Annotated in this window: 15 protein-coding genes; 6 read left to right on the forward strand and 9 right to left on the reverse strand. The window is 63.5% G+C overall.

Annotated features, from left to right (window positions below):
• Positions 1-2: 2 nt before the first annotated feature.
• From LJY25_RS14165 to LJY25_RS14175, 3 genes are all read right to left on the reverse strand, one after another.
• Entirely contained in the window at positions 3-953 is a 951-nt protein-coding gene (locus LJY25_RS14165) for a 1-phosphofructokinase family hexose kinase (protein WP_227609009.1), read from the reverse strand.
• An 88-nt stretch (positions 954-1041) separates the two neighbouring features.
• Positions 1042-1815: a DUF3891 family protein gene (locus tag LJY25_RS14170; protein ID WP_227609010.1), complete on the reverse strand. Its 774-nt coding sequence runs from the start codon at positions 1813-1815 to the stop codon at positions 1042-1044.
• Positions 1816-1858: 43 nt separating this feature from the next.
• The gene (locus tag LJY25_RS14175) at positions 1859-3283 is read right to left on the reverse strand and encodes an SBBP repeat-containing protein (RefSeq protein ID WP_227609011.1); all 1425 of its coding nucleotides are present in this window, start codon (positions 3281-3283) and stop codon (positions 1859-1861) included.
• A 161-nt stretch (positions 3284-3444) separates the two neighbouring features.
• Here LJY25_RS14175 and LJY25_RS14180 point away from each other — a divergent pair, with 161 nt between their 5' ends.
• Positions 3445-3963, forward strand: a complete 519-nt coding sequence (locus tag LJY25_RS14180; RefSeq protein ID WP_227609012.1) for a biopolymer transporter ExbD — start codon at positions 3445-3447, stop codon at positions 3961-3963.
• Positions 3964-4038: 75 nt separating this feature from the next.
• Here the strand turns inward: LJY25_RS14180 and LJY25_RS14185 are convergent, their stop codons facing one another.
• A complete protein-coding gene (locus LJY25_RS14185; RefSeq protein WP_227609013.1) occupies positions 4039-4962 on the reverse strand; it encodes a manganese catalase family protein in 924 nt (307 codons plus the stop codon).
• A gap of 249 nt (positions 4963-5211) precedes the next feature.
• On the opposite strand from LJY25_RS14185, the gene LJY25_RS14190 reads away from it, so the two are divergent.
• Together LJY25_RS14190 and LJY25_RS14195 are read left to right on the forward strand one after the other, a co-directional pair.
• Positions 5212-5433 carry a hypothetical protein gene (locus LJY25_RS14190; RefSeq protein ID WP_227609014.1) on the forward strand — a complete coding sequence of 74 codons (222 nt, stop codon included), beginning with the start codon at positions 5212-5214 and terminating at the stop codon, positions 5431-5433.
• Positions 5434-5445: 12 nt separating this feature from the next.
• Complete coding sequence (locus tag LJY25_RS14195; RefSeq protein ID WP_227609015.1) at positions 5446-5940, forward strand: DUF2243 domain-containing protein; 495 nt, start codon at positions 5446-5448, stop codon at positions 5938-5940.
• Positions 5941-6036: 96 nt separating this feature from the next.
• On the opposite strand, the gene LJY25_RS14200 is transcribed toward LJY25_RS14195, so the two are convergent.
• From LJY25_RS14200 to LJY25_RS14210, 3 genes are read right to left on the reverse strand one after another with little or no spacing between them, the layout of a single operon-like run.
• Positions 6037-8310: a xanthine dehydrogenase family protein molybdopterin-binding subunit gene (locus LJY25_RS14200; RefSeq protein ID WP_227609016.1), complete on the reverse strand. Its 2274-nt coding sequence runs from the start codon at positions 8308-8310 to the stop codon at positions 6037-6039.
• A gap of 6 nt (positions 8311-8316) precedes the next feature.
• Entirely contained in the window at positions 8317-9300 is a 984-nt protein-coding gene (locus LJY25_RS14205; protein WP_227609017.1) for an FAD binding domain-containing protein, read from the reverse strand.
• A complete protein-coding gene (locus LJY25_RS14210) occupies positions 9297-9941 on the reverse strand; it encodes a (2Fe-2S)-binding protein (RefSeq protein ID WP_227609018.1) in 645 nt (214 codons plus the stop codon). Before LJY25_RS14210 ends, LJY25_RS14205 begins: the two co-directional genes overlap by 4 nt.
• Positions 9942-10213: 272 nt before the next feature.
• Between LJY25_RS14210 and LJY25_RS14215 the strand changes: the two genes are divergently transcribed.
• The gene (locus LJY25_RS14215; RefSeq protein ID WP_227609019.1) at positions 10214-10951 is read left to right on the forward strand and encodes a DUF72 domain-containing protein; all 738 of its coding nucleotides are present in this window, start codon (positions 10214-10216) and stop codon (positions 10949-10951) included.
• A 58-nt stretch (positions 10952-11009) separates the two neighbouring features.
• Here LJY25_RS14215 and LJY25_RS14220 read toward each other — a convergent pair whose 3' ends face one another.
• A complete protein-coding gene (locus LJY25_RS14220) occupies positions 11010-12188 on the reverse strand; it encodes an extracellular catalytic domain type 1 short-chain-length polyhydroxyalkanoate depolymerase (protein ID WP_227609020.1) in 1179 nt (392 codons plus the stop codon).
• 147 nt (positions 12189-12335) lie between these two features.
• Positions 12336-12626: a glycine zipper domain-containing protein gene (locus LJY25_RS14225; RefSeq protein ID WP_227609021.1), complete on the reverse strand. Its 291-nt coding sequence runs from the start codon at positions 12624-12626 to the stop codon at positions 12336-12338.
• A gap of 153 nt (positions 12627-12779) precedes the next feature.
• On the opposite strand from LJY25_RS14225, the gene LJY25_RS14230 reads away from it, so the two are divergent.
• Entirely contained in the window at positions 12780-13529 is a 750-nt protein-coding gene (locus LJY25_RS14230; RefSeq protein WP_227609022.1) for a DUF72 domain-containing protein, read from the forward strand.
• 33 nt (positions 13530-13562) lie between these two features.
• Positions 13563-13949, forward strand: coding sequence for a DUF1622 domain-containing protein (locus LJY25_RS14235; protein ID WP_227609023.1), 387 nt, complete (start codon positions 13563-13565; stop codon positions 13947-13949).
• Positions 13950-14132 lie beyond the last annotated feature (183 nt).

Below are 14132 nucleotides of genomic sequence, written 5' to 3' on the forward strand. Positions count from 1 at the left end.
GCCTACGCGGCGGCTGCCGGCATTGACTGCAGCAGCCAGCGGTAGAGCTTGTCCACGTCTTCTTTTCGGAAAAGCTCGGTGCCGGGGTTCATGGTGGCAGCCGTGCCGCAGGCCACGCCCAGGCGCACCGTTTCGCGAAGCGAGAGGCCAGTCGCGAGCCCATGCACCAGCCCGGCCACCATTGAGTCGCCGGCTCCTACGGTGCTACGCTTTTTCACGGCCGGGGCAGGCACGTGGTCGGTCAGGTCGCGGGTAACGATGCAGGCACCCTGGGGCCCGAGCGAAACCACCACGATTTCGCACTTGCCGTCGCGCACCAGCGCCTGCGCGGCGCTGCCCACGGCTTCGTTATCCAACTCTTCTACCCCGGCCATCCTGCTGAGCTCGCCCGCGTTGGGCTTGACCAGGAATATGCCTTCTTCCAGAATCCGCAGCAGCGCCGGTCCCGAGGTATCGGCGACAACCTTGATGCCCCGGGCTTTGGCCGCCCGCACCACCTGTATCAGAAACTCAGGCTCAACGCCGGGTGGCAGGCTGCCGCTGATTACCAGGAACTCGGGGTTGGCCGGAATGCCTTGCAGCGCCTCCAGTACCTGCTGCTGCCCGTCCGCCTCCAGCGGGTAGCCCGGCATGCCAAAGCGGTACTGCTGCCTGGTAGTGGAGTCCACCACGATAAAGTTCTCCCGGGTGTGGGCCGAGACCGGTACGGCCTCCTGGCGGATCTGCTCCTGGGTCAGCAGCTCCTGCAAGCGGGCGCCGGTGGCGCCACCCACCGGAAACACGGCCAGGGAGTCGGAGCCAAGGCGGCGCAACGCCCGCGACACGTTGATGCCGCCGCCGCCAGGCTCAAACTTGGGGGGCGCACAGCGCAGCTTCTGGTCGGGTACGATCTGGTCGGCCGTGGTGCTTTTGTCGACGGTGGGGTTCAGCGTCAGGGTAACTATCGAGTTCATACTATCCGGTAGTGCAAGGGGCTCCGCCGGTGCGGCGGACTAGCAGCATTTACTGCCCCCAGCCGGCAGGGTTGCGCAGGCCGGCAGCTTACCGCCGGATCTGCACGACCAGCTCTTGCGTAGGAGCGTGCCTGAAACAGTCGGCCAGGGTCCGGGCAGACAGGCTGGCTTTGGGTAATTCACGGTAGCGGAGCCGCACGAAGAAATCGGTGTCGAAAGGACTGGGCGCTACCTGCACCGCCTGTGGGCCGTGCCAGACGGCCTGCACCATCTGCCCGCCGGCGAAAGGGAAATAGTCGGAAAGCGGGATGCCTTTCTGGTACCAGGGATGTTCCCGGTCTTTAGGGGCGCCGGGCTCGTTAAGGCAGAGGTAGAGCGAGAGGCGGTCCAGAAACCGCAGCAGCTGCAAGTGGAAGTCGAGGGCCGCTGCCGGGGCTGGGGCATCGAGCCGAAGCTCTCGGCGGAGGCGGGCTTGCCGGTTGGCTTCATGCTGCAAAAACTGCCGGCCTTCCCCGGTTTTACCCAGATCGGGAAAGGAGGTAAAGTGAAGGCTGCCCAGCAGGCCGGCGTACGGCGCCAGGGCTTCCATCTCGTCGACTCCCTGCTGGTAGTTCCGGATTTTAGGGGCGGCCGGGTAGTCGAGAAAGGAGTGGGGCACCCGGGCCGGCTCGTTCCAGATGGGTACGGTATCGAGGGTTGCCCAGGCCCGGTCGTGCTCTCTTACCGCCAGCTCCACCTCTACGCGCCGGGCCGCATCCGGAAACAGGGCCGGCTGCCAGTGCGTCGCCATCTGTCCCGAAACGTGGGCGTGGTCGGGCTGGGTGATGTAGATAAAGCTGGTAGGTGTTTCGCGGATGATCATGGCAGCAGGCGAACTGGCGTGAAGTAGCCGGAAATGCAGCAGGCTATTTTTTGGTCGGGGCTCCGGGCTTCGGCCTGGTAGCCGACGGAGCCGCGCTGAGCTTGGCGATAAACAGGCCGGCCACTTTCCCGGGGTTTACCAGCACATTAGTTCCGAACGCCGGCTTGCCGAAAAAGAAACCCGTGACGTAGGCGTTGCCGGTGGGGTCGACGGCAATTCCCTGGGCGCCGTCCCAGCCGCTGCTGCCCGCTACCTGCTGCACCCACTGTACTTTTCCGGCCGGGCTGTATTTCGAAACAAACAGGTGGAAGCGGGCCGGGGGCCTGCCGGGCGAGTAGCCCTGGGTCGGCGCGTTGAGGTGACCGGCTAGGTACGCGCTGCCCTGGCCATCCACCGCCACGCCGTAGCAGAAATCATTCTGCTTTCTGCCCACGCTACGGGCCCACTGCAGCTCGCCGTCGGCGGCGTACTGAACCAGAAACGCGTCGTAGTTGGGCACCGCCCGGTCGGGCTTGCCGGACCGGATAAGCCGGGTTTTGCCTACGACCAGCGTGTCGCTGTCGAAGTTGCCGGTCACGTACACCAGCCCGCTGCTGCTGACGGCCAGAGCCGTTTCGGTAATGTACTCGGCGCCGGCCACGAGGTGCGCCCACTGAGCGGTGCCGGCGGCGTCGTACTTGGCCACGAATACGTTCTGCGGGTGCGTGCCCGTCAGCATGGTGGCGCCAATGGTAAGCTTCTCGGAGAAAGAGCCGGTCACGTAGAGGTTGCCTGCCGCGTCGGGGGCGAGGTAGAAGGGGGCCGGGGTTTTGCGGGCCCAGAGTACTTCGCCCCGGGCATCGTATTTGGCAATAAATGGGTTGGTCTCTTCGCCTATTTCATGAGTCAGGGTGGTGGCGCCCAGCGTGATGCTGCGGCTGAAGTAGCTGCTGAGATACACGTTCCCGACCGGGTCGGTGCTCAGGTCGAGGCCCCGGTCTTCCTCGATGCCGCTGATTTTGCGGGCCCACTGCACCGTGCCGCGGCCGTCGTACTTGGCCAGGAACAGGTCCCCGCCCCGGCTGCGGAGCGAGTCCCGGCCGAACCGGGTGGTGGTCGACAGCGAGCCGGCCACGTACACGCTGCCGGCCGGATCTACCGCCACGTCCTGCCACAGGATATTCTCGTCAATGGTGGTTTTCTGCACCCACTGGAGCTTGCCGGCGGCATCGTACTTAGCCAGGAAATTCACCCGGTTGTTGCCGGTGGGGCCCGCCAGGGTTTGGTTGCCGAAGGTCGCCGGGCCCATCGAAATGCCGGTTACGTACGCATTGCCCGCGCGGTCCACGGCAATCCGCTGCCCGTCCACGGCCTGGGGTCCCCCAGCGGAACGAGCCCATTCGAAGCCGGGTGCCTGGGCCAGGCACCGCGGTTGGCTCCACAGCGTAAGAGCAAGGCAAAACAGGGGCAGCAGCAGGCGACGCTTCATCCGGATCGGGTATGGAAACAGGAAGGTAACGGTAAGCGGCCAAAAATATGGTTCTGCCGGGCTTGCTGCCACCGGCATGCGGGTCATGGCCGCGGCTTGGGCAATAGACCCCGGTGGCGGGCGTTGGCAGAAATATCGTCAACCTCTTACACTTCAGCAGTATGGCAGCCTTCCCGACCGGTGCCTCCGGGCCCCGCAAGACTATCCACACCCGCCGCTTCCGGCTTACGCCCGACATGACCCCAATGGTGGGCCTGGGCTTTCTGCTGGTTACCTTCTTTCTGCTGACGGCGGAGTTCGGCAAGCCAACCGTGCTGCAACTGACCATGCCGGTACGGCCGACGTGCAGCTACGATGGCCCCATTTGCATGACCGGCGACGTGCTGACTGTTTTGCTCGGCCGAAATCATCGGGTGCATTACTACCACGGGCTGCTCAGCAACGACGAGAAGGGTACGCTGCAAACTACTGACCTGGGCCCGGCCGGCCTGCGGAAGCTGCTGCTCGGCTTGAAGGGGCGGAGTCACAGACTGTTTGTGCAGATCAAGCCGACTGACCATGCTACCTACAAGGATATGGTGGATGCGTTGGATGAGATGAGCATTACCGACCAGAAACGCTATGCGCTGGTGGATGTGGCTCTAGAGGAGAAGCACCTGCTCCGGGCGCACGGCTTCTAAAGCACGCAACGGGCAACAACAAAAAAGCCGCCCCGGACCGGAGCGGCTTTTGGTTGTTTACAGAAGCTAAAAAGCTTATCCGTGGCGCTGCTTCCACTCGTTGGAGAGGCCGAGCTTCTTGGCAATGTCCTTGAACATCTGGGGGTCGAAGTCGTCCTCGCCGGGCGAGTTGAGCTGGGGTTCTTCTTCGAGGACCGGGTACGGCACGCCTTTGATGGCGCCCTGCACTACTTCCAGCGGGGAGCCATCCTCGGGGTGCTTGCCGTTCCAGATCAGGCCGGCTTCCGCGTAGGCATTGGGCGAGAAGGTGTAGAGCTGGCGGTGCAGGCCGTGCTCCATGAACTTGCGGGCCTCGGGGAACTTGGCGTTCGACAGCGGCGGCACGGGCATGATCTTCTTCACGTCGACGCCGGTAATAACTTCCAGCGCCTTGGCGTAGGCGTACACGTGCAGGCCGCCGCGCACCAGCAGGTAGCCGACCATCGTGCGGGCACAGGGGTCAGTTACCATCTCATAGGCGCGAATCTTGTTGGCCCGGGCCCCGCACTCCAGAAAGAAGTTGTGCAGCAAATCGAGACGCAGGTTGCCGGAGCTGTTCACGTATTGCCCGGTCCAGGGGTTGCCCATCGAGTCGAAGGGCAGCGCAGCCTGGCCGCTGGCCAGGAAGTGGTAGGAGTTGCGGGCGTCGGCAGCCCCGGCCAGCGGGCCGGGTACGGGGTCGGTGCCCCGCTTGCTGACGCCGGTCAGCAGCAGGTTGATGGAATAGCTGACGGCCTCGATGTGGGAAAACTCTTCGGCGGCAATGGCAGAAGTCAACGCGTAGAAGGGACGCAGCCGGTCGCGGCCCCGGAAGTTGAACGACTGGAACGTGTAGTTCATCAGGGTGCTCATCTCCCCAAACTTGCCGCCGAGCAGCTCCTGGATGGCGGCGGCGTCGTTGGCGGAAGGGTGTTTCGGCTTGGGCAGGTCCAGAGCCAGCTCATCGAGGCGAAGAATCATAGTGGTTGTGGTAAGGGATGAAAGAAAAACGGGTAGGTAGTGCGCCGAAAGGCGGATTCACGTAGATAAAGCGGGCCCGCAAGCGGAGAAACGTAAGCCCGGGTAAAGGACTTACGGCTCAGCCTCGTCGCCGACCGTACAGAATTTAGCAGCTCGACAGTAGCGCAAGCTGCTACGCACCAATCTATGCGGCCGGTTTAAACCGTTCTGGGCGGGTCCCGTACCCGGGAATCAGAAATATTGATGCCCATGGTTTATTCACGAGCGGCCGGGTGGCTGCTGGGACTTTTTCTTATGCTGCCGTCGGCGGGCGCCTGGGCGTGCCGGGTGTGTCGCCCCCGCGTGCAGGCTACGATCCACGACACCCAGTACCTGCCCAATCTGGCGCTGGTGCTGCTGCCGGTAGCCGTGCTGCTGGGATTGGGCCTGACGCTTTACTTTTTACCGGCTCTCAAACGCCGTCTTACCTGATCATTCTGCTTTATGCCCCAACCTGTTCACCGCACCCCGCTTATTGCCGCCGGCCTGCTGCTGGGCGCCGGCCTCGGCGGCTTTGTCGACGGTATCGTGCTACACCAGATTCTGCAGTGGCACAACCTGCTGTCAAGCAAGCTGCCGCCTGATACGCTGGTGGCTGCCAAGGTGAATATGTACTGGGACGGCGTGTTCCACGCAGCCGTTTGGGTTATGACGGTGGTAGGGCTGCGCCTGCTCTGGACCGCCGGCAAGCGCCCCGATGTAGCCTGGTCGGGCCGTACGCTGGTAGGGGCCCTGATTCTGGGCTGGGGACTGTTCAACGTAGTTGAGGGCGTCATCGACCACCAGTTGCTGGAACTGCACCACGTGCGGGAGTACGCGGCGGACCACCTGCCCTGGGACCTGGGTTTCCTCGCCTTTGGCGCTTTGCAGCTGGTGGCAGGCGGGGCGCTGATCCGGTCCGGACGCCGGGATACCGCCGTAAGGGGTGAGGCGCAGTAGAGTGGCGGTGAGTTGCTAAGGAAACAGATTCATCATAAAAACAATAGGGCCCGAACGCAACGTCCGGGCCCCTTTCTTTCGTCAGCCTGCCACTCGTCAGATCAGCTTATCCGGCGTAATCGGCAGCTCCCGGATTCGCTTGCCGGTGGCGTTGAATACCGCGTTGGCAATGGCCGGAGCCACGCCGATAATGGCAATTTCGCCGATGCCCTTGGTGCCCATCGGGTCCACGAGCAGGTCGGGCTTGTCCACGAACGCCACCTCAATGGCGGGCGCGTCGGCCTGCACGGGCACGTGGTACTCGGCAAAGTCCTTGGTGACGTAGCGCCCAAAGCGGTGGTCGATAACGGCCGCTTCGGTCAGGGCCATGCCAATGCCGCCCACGGCGCCCCCGATCATCTGGTTGCCGGCCGTTTTATGGTTGACAATCGTGCCCGCATCGGCGCAGGACACCATTTTCGTGACCCGCACCTCACCGGTCATGGTGTGCACCTTCACCTCCGCGAAGTGAACCGAGAACGAGTACATCGAGTACTTCTGCCGCTCGTTGCCGGGCCGGCCTTCGCCCACTACTTCCACTTCCTGCCCGCCGTTGCGCTGCAGCACGTCGCTGTACGATACTTTCACGCTGGCATTCGTGCGCAGCCCGATTTCCAGCGGCAGACTGGAATTGTACGCCCGCATCTGAACGCGGGAGTTGATAGTCACGTCCTCGGGCTTGGCGCCGCTGAAGCCCGGGCCGCCCAGCTCCAGCAGCTTCTTTTTCAGCTCGGCACAGGCCGCTACCACCGCCGAGCCCACGCTGGCCACGGTGGCCGAGCCGCCCTGGGACGGGGCTTCAGGGAAGGTGGAGTTGCCCAACTCAAAGACAATGGCTTTTGGCGGCAGGCCCAGCGCGTCGGCGGCAATCTGCACCATCACGGTGCCGGTGCCGGGCCCGATGTCGGTGGTGGCGCTTTGCAGCAGCACCGTGCCGTTGGCCAGCAGGCGGGCCCGGGCCTTGGCCGGGCGGCGGTTGGCCCCGAACGTACCCACGCCCATGCCGTAGCCCACCAGCCAGTCGCCGTCGCGCAGGGTGCCGGGTTTGGCCGGCCGCTTGTTCCAGCCGATGCGGTCGGCACCCATCTGGTAGCATTCCTTGAGGAACTTGGTCGACCAGGGTAGGTTTTTTTCCGGGTCCTGGTCGGTGTAGTTGCGCAGGCGCAGCTCGATGGGGTCGATGTTCAGCAGGTACGACAGCTCGTCCAGCGCCGACTCCAGGGCAAAGGCGCCGGTGGCCTCGCCGGGGCCGCGCATCCAGATCGGCGTACTCACGTCGAGGGGCAGGATCCGGTAGCGCGTCGTAACGTTGGGGCTCTGGTACATCATCCGGGTCTGCTGCAGCGTCGACTCGGTAAACTCTTCGTAGCTGGACGTCTGCCCGGTGGCTTCGTGGGTGATGCCCACTAGCTTGCCGTCGGGCGTGGCCCCAATCCCAACGCGCTGCCAGGCGTGCGGCCGGTAGCCTACCATAGTAAACATCTGCTCCCGGGTCAGCATCAGCTTTACCGGGCGGCCCACCATCTTGGCGGCAATGATGGCGGCGGTTTCGTGGGGCCAGTTGTGCAGGCCGTTACCAAACGCTCCGCCTACAAACGTGGCAATAACCTTCACGTTCTCCTCCGGAATCTTCCAGTCCTTGGCAAAGGCTTTCTGGGTGCCTTTCACCGCCTGTACCTTGTCGTACACGGTGAGCTTATCGGCGGCTTCCCAGTGGGCGACAATGGCCTGCAGTTCCATCGGGTTGTGCATCTCCGAGGGAATCACGTACTCGGCCTCCAGCTTGACGGGGGCCGTCTGAAAGGCGTTGGTCTGGCCCCGGTCGTAGTCGGCCAGGGGCGACTTGGGGTTGCGCTTGGCGCTGGTGGGCAGCACGGCCCGGCTGGTGTTGGCGTCGAAGCTGGTCTGGTGCTGCTCGGCGGCGTACTGCACCTTTACGAGCCCGGCGGCGTAGCGGGCCCGCTCCAGCGTGTCGGCCACCACGATGGCTACGGGCTGGTCGTTGAAGTAGATTTTCTCGTCGTAAAACACCCGCAGGGGCTGGCCGATGGTGCTGGGCTCTGACGGGTGGGCACTGGCCGCAAAGCCCGGCACCTTGATAGAGTTGACGTGGGTGATGACCGCCATGACGCCCGGCGCCCGCTCGGCGGCTTTGGTATCGATGCTGGTGATGCGGCCTTTGGCAATGGTGCTGCCTACGAGGGCCGAGTGCACCAGCCCGGGCAGCTCATACTCGGCCGAATACCTGGCTCCGCCCGTCACCTTGAGGCGCCCGTCGACCCGGTTCATGGGGTCACCGATTACGCCGTCTTTGAAAAATAAGTCTTTCATAATCGGTTAGGCTACGGCGGCGGCCTGTTTGAGGGCCTGGATAATGGAATTGGGGGCCATTTTCAGCTTGTAGGCGTTGTGCTTGAACGCCCTGGCGCCCTGCATGGCCACGTCGGCGGCCTGCCGGAAAGTGGCTTCCGTAGCGAGCTTGCCGATAAGCGACTTTTCGGCTTCCGTGAGCCGCCAGGGCTTGTGGGCCACGCCGCCCATGGCCAGGCGGGCGTCGCGGATGACGTTGTTTTCGATATGCAGAGCCGCGGCCACCGATACCAGCGCAAAGGCATACGAGGCCCGCTCGCGCACTTTGAGGTAGTGCACGTTTTTGGTGAACGGGTTATCCGGGATGCTTACGGCCGTAATCAGCTCCCCGGGCTCCAGGTTGGTGTCGCGCTGGGGTGTGTCGCCGGGCAGGCGGTGCAGGCCACCAAACGGAATGCGCCGGTCTCCTTTGGGGCCGCTCACCAGCACGGTGGCGTCGAGGGCAACCAGGGCCACGCTCATATCGGACGGGTGCACGGCAATGCACTTGTCGGAAAAGCCGAAGATGGCGTGCATGCGGTTGTAGCCTTCGAGGGCGCCGCAGCCAGAGCCGGGCTCCCGCTTGTTGCAGGGCATGGCCGTGTCGTAGAAATAGTAGCAGCGGGTGCGCTGCAGCATGTTGCCGCCCACGGTGGCCATGTTGCGCAGCTGGGCCGAAGCGCCGGCGCTCAGGGCCTGGCCCAGCAGCGGATGAAGCTGCCGCACCTGCGGGTGCTCGGCCACGGTGCTGTTCAGGGCCAGGGCCCCGATGAGCAGCGTGCCTTTGTCCCGGTCAATGCGGTCGAGCGGCAGGCGGTTGATGTCGACCAGCTTGGTCGGGTTCATGACGCCCCGCTTCATCAGGTCGAGCAGATTGGTGCCGCCGGCAATAAACTGGGTGTCGGCCTCGCGGCCAAACGCGTCGATGGCGGCTTTCTGCTTGGTGGGCCGCACGTACTGGAACTGGTTCATACCTTCTGCCCCCCGTTTTTCACTTCCTGAATAGCCGCCACGATGTTGGGGTAGGCCCCGCAGCGGCAGATGTTGCCGCTCATGTACTCCCGGATTTCGCCTTCCGAGTTGGCGTGTCCCTCGCGGATGCAGGCCACGGCCGACATAATCTGGCCCGGCGTGCAGTAGCCGCACTGGAATCCGTCGTGCTTGATAAACGCCTCCTGTATCGGATGAAGCTTTTCGCCCTCGGCGAGGCCCTCAATAGTTGTTACCTTTTTGCCGTCCTGCATCACGGCCAGCGTCAGGCAGGAGTTGATGCGCTGCCCGTCGACGTGCACGGTGCAGGCCCCGCACTGTCCGTAGTCGCAGCCTTTCTTGGTGCCGGTGAGGTGGAGCTGCTCGCGCAGCAGGTCGAGCAGGGTAGTGCGCGGCTCCACCGACAGCTTGTACTTTTTGCCGTTGATGTCGAGCCGGAGCGGCACCTGCTCGATGGCGGCCGCTACTTTTTCGTCCCAGGCCGAGCCGGCGGCCTTGAGCACCGGCCCGGGCGTGAGGGCAAAGGCGGTAAGGGCCGTCGACTGCTTGAGAAACGTGCGCCGGGCCCCGTTGTGCCCGGGCTTAGGTCCGGTAGGATGCTGGTCTGGATTCTGGTCTGCCATAAAAAACAGGTTAACGACCCGGCTTGGGATGCGCGTCGGAAAATACGGTGTAGAAGTAGCGGAGCAGGGCAGCTGACCGGATAACCGGCCGGCCCGGCCCGGGTTCGGGCCCGCGAAGCCGCCTGCTTAACTTGGGGTTTACGGCAGGCGTTTGAAAATGGCTGCGGCAAGTGCCGGAAGGGGCTGGTAGAAAACCGGGTGGCCCTTTCGGCCGCGTCAGCTAAGCCGGCGGGAAAGTACGTAGAAGCCCACCCCAACCTAAACTCCTGCTCATGCCCACCACCTACATCGGCTGCTCCGGCTTTTCGTTTCGCGACTGGAAAGGCGTTTTCTATCCCGAGGGCCTGCCGCCACGCAAGTGGTTTGCCTACTACTGCACGCAGTTCAACACGCTGGAGCTGAACGTCACCTTTTACCGGATGCCCGAGCTAAAGGCCTTTGAAACCTGGTACGAGCAAAGCCCCGCCGACTTTCGCTTTGCCGTGAAGGCCCCGCGCGCGGTGACGCACTACAAGAAATTCGGTCCCGAAGCCGGACCTATCCTGGCTGATTTCTACGGCACCGTGCAGGAGGGGCTGAAAGAGAAGGTGGGCCCGGTGCTGTTTCAGCTGCCGCCCAAAGCCGCGTATACCGACGAGCTGATGGCCCGCCTGCTCGACCACCTCAATCCGGATTTTACCAACGTGTTGGAGTTTCGGCATCCAAGCTGGTGGGATGGGGACGTGTTCCGGGAGCTGGCCCGGCACAACGTCAGCTTCGTAGGCCCGAGCCACCCCCTGCCCCTGCCCGACGAGGTAGTGGCCAACACGCCCCTGGTGTACTACCGCCTGCACGGGGTGCCGGTGCTGTACACGTCCAACTACAGTGACGCGTTCCTGGAGCGGATTTCCCAAGAAATAGAGGCCGCGCCCAACCTCAGGGACGTGTTTGTCTTCTTCAACAACGGCATCGGCGGGGCCGGGGTCGCCGACGCGCGGCAGCTGCAGAAATTGCTGGGGCAGCAGGTATAAAAACGGGTTCTGAAAACGAGCTGTTATGGTTGGGCAGAGGGCCTTCACCCTCTCGGGTTTACTCCTTTGCGCGCAGCAGCTTGTAGGTTATAAGCTGCCCGCCGGCCTCCACGCGCAGCAGGTACAGGCCGGCCGGCCAGTTGCCGGTGCTTAGCTGAAGCACTCCGTTTGAGACCCGGGCATTAGCCAGGCTGATTTTCTGGCCCAGCGGGTTGAGCAGCGTCAGCTGGCTGATGGTAACGCCAGGGCTCAGGCGCAGCGTCAGCTGACTGGTAAACGGGTTGGGGTAGGCTGCCAGGGCGGGTGCGGCGGCCGAAGCGGTGGCCAGGGTGAGTCGACTAAGCCGAAAGCGACGCAAAAAGCGCCATACCACCTGGCTGGCGTTAATGTCACGGTTCGTGACGCCGATGGTGAACGGTGCGCCGGGCCAGGTGTGGCCCCCGCCGATAATACGGTAGTGCTCGACTACGCTGCCGTTGCGCCCGCCCGTCCACACCGACCGCTCGGCGGTGGAGCCGTCCGTGGTACTAAGGTTGGGCAGCATCGTGATGGTGGGGGTGGGGTTGCAGCCGTTGAACTGGACCCAGTAGTTGAGGACCGTGGGAATGGAGGCAAAGGCCAGCGCGGTGCCGCCGTTGTAGGGCACCGTGTTATCGGCGGTGCCGTGAATCTGGAGGATGGGTGTGGGGTGCTGGGGCGTGCATACCGGAATCCGCGAGCCCGTCATACTGCCCGTGACGGAGGCCACGGCGGCTATGCGCCCGCTCAGCTTGCAGGCCAGCTCAAAGCTCATAAAGCCCCCGTTGCTCATTCCGGTGCTGTACACGCGGTCCGGGTCGATGCTGTAGCGCAGGCGGAGGGAGTCAATCAAAGCCGAAAGAAACGCCACATCGTCGGGGCCCGGGGTACCGGGCGGCCCAAACGTGTTCCAGTACCGGCTGCCGCTGCCCGGCTCGATTGTGCCGTTGGGATGCACCACCAGGAAGTTGGCCGTATCGGCAATGGCCCGGAAGTCCCCGTAGATTTCCTGCTCCACGTTGCTGGAACCGTAGCCGTGCAGGTTGAACAGCAGCGGCACCGGCGTGCCGGCGCGGTAGGCAGCCGGCACGTAGAGGCGGTAGTCGCGGCGCAGGCCGCCGCATCTGATGCTTCCCTGGATCGTGGTCTGGGCCTGCAACGGTACAACCCCGGCGGAAAGCAGCAACAGCAGCAGGAGATTTTTCAGACGCAGTAGCATCGGCATAAGCAAAGGGAAGTCGGAGTAGATAAAGCGTAAGGGAGCCGGCCCGCCGGCGGGTTGTACCTCGGGACAGGACCGGGCTAAACACACACTACCCCGGACTGGCAGGTCCGGGGTAGCGGGTATGGATGGTTCAGGCCGAAACTAGTCTTTGGCTTTCTGGCTGGAGTACTCGGCGTGGCGGGCCGGGTCCTTCTTCTTGTCGCGACGACGGCCCAGTACGCCACCAGCGGCGGCGCCTACTACGCCACCTACCACGGCGCCTTTACCGCCGCCTACGACGGCTCCGGTTGCGGCGCCGACGCCGGCACCGGCGGCAGTGCCCTTAGCCTTGCGGCTCCAGGTTTTCTTGGGGGCGGTCTGGGCTTCAGCTACGCTGGTATTAAGAAAAAACGCGGCCAGCAGGGTGGCGGCGAAAAGCTTGTATGTTTTCATGGGAAGTAACGATTGGTGGAGATGAAACTCAGCCTATCAAACGAAGCCTGTTCGGTTAGGTTGGGTCGAGCTGATGGTCAACAGATTAACCGGAGCACGGACCTTGGCTGAAAAACCGCGTATAGGGGCCCGGACCAATGGTTTGCTTTCTGTATGAAGTCCTGGCATATTGGCTGTTCCGGCTTTCACTACCGCCACTGGAAGGAGCGGTTCTACCCCGCGGGCCTGCCCCAGCGCCGCTGGTTTGAATACTACTGCCAGCACTTCAGCACGCTGGAGCTGAACGTGACCTTCTACCGCTTTCCGCAGCTGTCGGCCCTGGAAAACTGGTATCAGAAAAGCTCCCCGGAGTTCCGGTTTGCCGTAAAGGCGCCCCGGCTGATTACGCACTACAAGCAGTTCAACGACTCCGCTCAGCTGCTGGCTGACTTCTACGGCATCATTCAGGAAGGGCTGCGCGAAAAGCTTGGGCCGGTGCTGTTTCAGCTGCCGCCCCGCATGAACTTCACCGAAGAGCGGCTGCTGCGCATCGTGGAAAGCCTCGATCCGGCCTTTGCCAACGTACTGGAGTTTCGCCATCCGAGCTGGTGGGAAGGCGTGGTGTACCAGGAACTGGCCCGGCGCGGCATCAGCTTCTGCGGACAGAGCCACCCCCATCTGCCCGACGCCGTCATCCCGACCGGGCCGCTCCTGTACTACCGCCTGCACGGCACCCCGGAGCTGTACAAGTCGCCCTACCCGGTGGAGTTTCTGCACCGCCTCACCCACGAGATTGAAGCTGCCGAGCCGGTGCGCGAGGCGTTTGTGTACTTCAACAACGACATCGACGCCTCCGCCATCCTCAACGGCCACCAGCTCCAGGACTACGTGCGCGAGCTTGCCAAAGACCAGTCCGGCGCGTAGTCTCCGCAGCGTGTTCTGTCGTAATCAGCCCTGATGGAGGAATTTATCAAAACAGCCACCCTGCGCCTGACCCAGCTGGTGGAGGCCGCCGCCGCTATCGTGATTGTGGTGGCCTCAGTCCGGGCCCTGCTGGGGTTTCTGATTTCCCTGATCCGAAAGAAAAGCAGGCGCGTGCCGAGCGTGGAAATTCGGCTGGCACTGGGCCAGTCCCTGGCTTTGGCGCTGGAGCTGGAGCTGGGCGCCGACATTCTGAAAACGGCGGTGGCGCCCACCTGGAATGACATCGCCCAGCTGGCCGCCATTGCGGTCCTGCGCACCGCGCTCAACTACTTCCTGGAAAAAGAGCTGCGCGATGCTGAAACCCGGAAGTCTGCCACCGACCAGCCAACCGATACTGGTCGCGGAAATCCGCAAGCGTAAGCGGCAGCAAGTCCCGGCTTGGGCAGCGAAACTACCGGCTTCCTACCGGCAGCGGGGGATCGTACCTGGCCGGGTGCTTTGGCCTGGTGCCTACCTTCCGTTTCCTTATTTGTAGTGCCTGCTACCAGCCCGGTTGCTGGTGCCGTTGCCTACCGGTAAACGCAGTCGGCCCGGTTGCCTTGC

Origin of the sequence: Hymenobacter translucens (assembly GCF_020685205.1) — a bacterium.
Lineage (GTDB): Bacteria > Bacteroidota > Bacteroidia > Cytophagales > Hymenobacteraceae > Hymenobacter > Hymenobacter translucens.

Excerpts from the sequence above, each read along its gene's own strand:
- LJY25_RS14230 (WP_227609022.1), top strand. The coding sequence starts at position 12,780 with ATGAAGTCCTGGCATATTGGCTGTTCCGGCTTTCACTACCGCCACTGG.
- LJY25_RS14235 (WP_227609023.1), top strand. The coding sequence starts at position 13,563 with ATGGAGGAATTTATCAAAACAGCCACCCTGCGCCTGACCCAGCTGGTG.
- LJY25_RS14175 (WP_227609011.1), bottom strand. The coding sequence starts at position 3,283 with ATGAAGCGTCGCCTGCTGCTGCCCCTGTTTTGCCTTGCTCTTACGCTG.
- LJY25_RS14190 (WP_227609014.1), top strand. The coding sequence starts at position 5,212 with ATGGTTTATTCACGAGCGGCCGGGTGGCTGCTGGGACTTTTTCTTATG.
- LJY25_RS14215 (WP_227609019.1), top strand. The coding sequence starts at position 10,214 with ATGCCCACCACCTACATCGGCTGCTCCGGCTTTTCGTTTCGCGACTGG.
- LJY25_RS14205 (WP_227609017.1), bottom strand. The coding sequence starts at position 9,300 with ATGAACCAGTTCCAGTACGTGCGGCCCACCAAGCAGAAAGCCGCCATC.
- LJY25_RS14220 (WP_227609020.1), bottom strand. The coding sequence starts at position 12,188 with ATGCTACTGCGTCTGAAAAATCTCCTGCTGCTGTTGCTGCTTTCCGCC.
- LJY25_RS14170 (WP_227609010.1), bottom strand. The coding sequence starts at position 1,815 with ATGATCATCCGCGAAACACCTACCAGCTTTATCTACATCACCCAGCCC.
- LJY25_RS14165 (WP_227609009.1), bottom strand. The coding sequence starts at position 953 with ATGAACTCGATAGTTACCCTGACGCTGAACCCCACCGTCGACAAAAGC.
- LJY25_RS14195 (WP_227609015.1), top strand. The coding sequence starts at position 5,446 with ATGCCCCAACCTGTTCACCGCACCCCGCTTATTGCCGCCGGCCTGCTG.
- LJY25_RS14185 (WP_227609013.1), bottom strand. The coding sequence starts at position 4,962 with ATGATTCTTCGCCTCGATGAGCTGGCTCTGGACCTGCCCAAGCCGAAA.
- LJY25_RS14210 (WP_227609018.1), bottom strand. The coding sequence starts at position 9,941 with ATGGCAGACCAGAATCCAGACCAGCATCCTACCGGACCTAAGCCCGGG.
- LJY25_RS14225 (WP_227609021.1), bottom strand. The coding sequence starts at position 12,626 with ATGAAAACATACAAGCTTTTCGCCGCCACCCTGCTGGCCGCGTTTTTT.
- LJY25_RS14200 (WP_227609016.1), bottom strand. The coding sequence starts at position 8,310 with ATGAAAGACTTATTTTTCAAAGACGGCGTAATCGGTGACCCCATGAAC.
- LJY25_RS14180 (WP_227609012.1), top strand. The coding sequence starts at position 3,445 with ATGGCAGCCTTCCCGACCGGTGCCTCCGGGCCCCGCAAGACTATCCAC.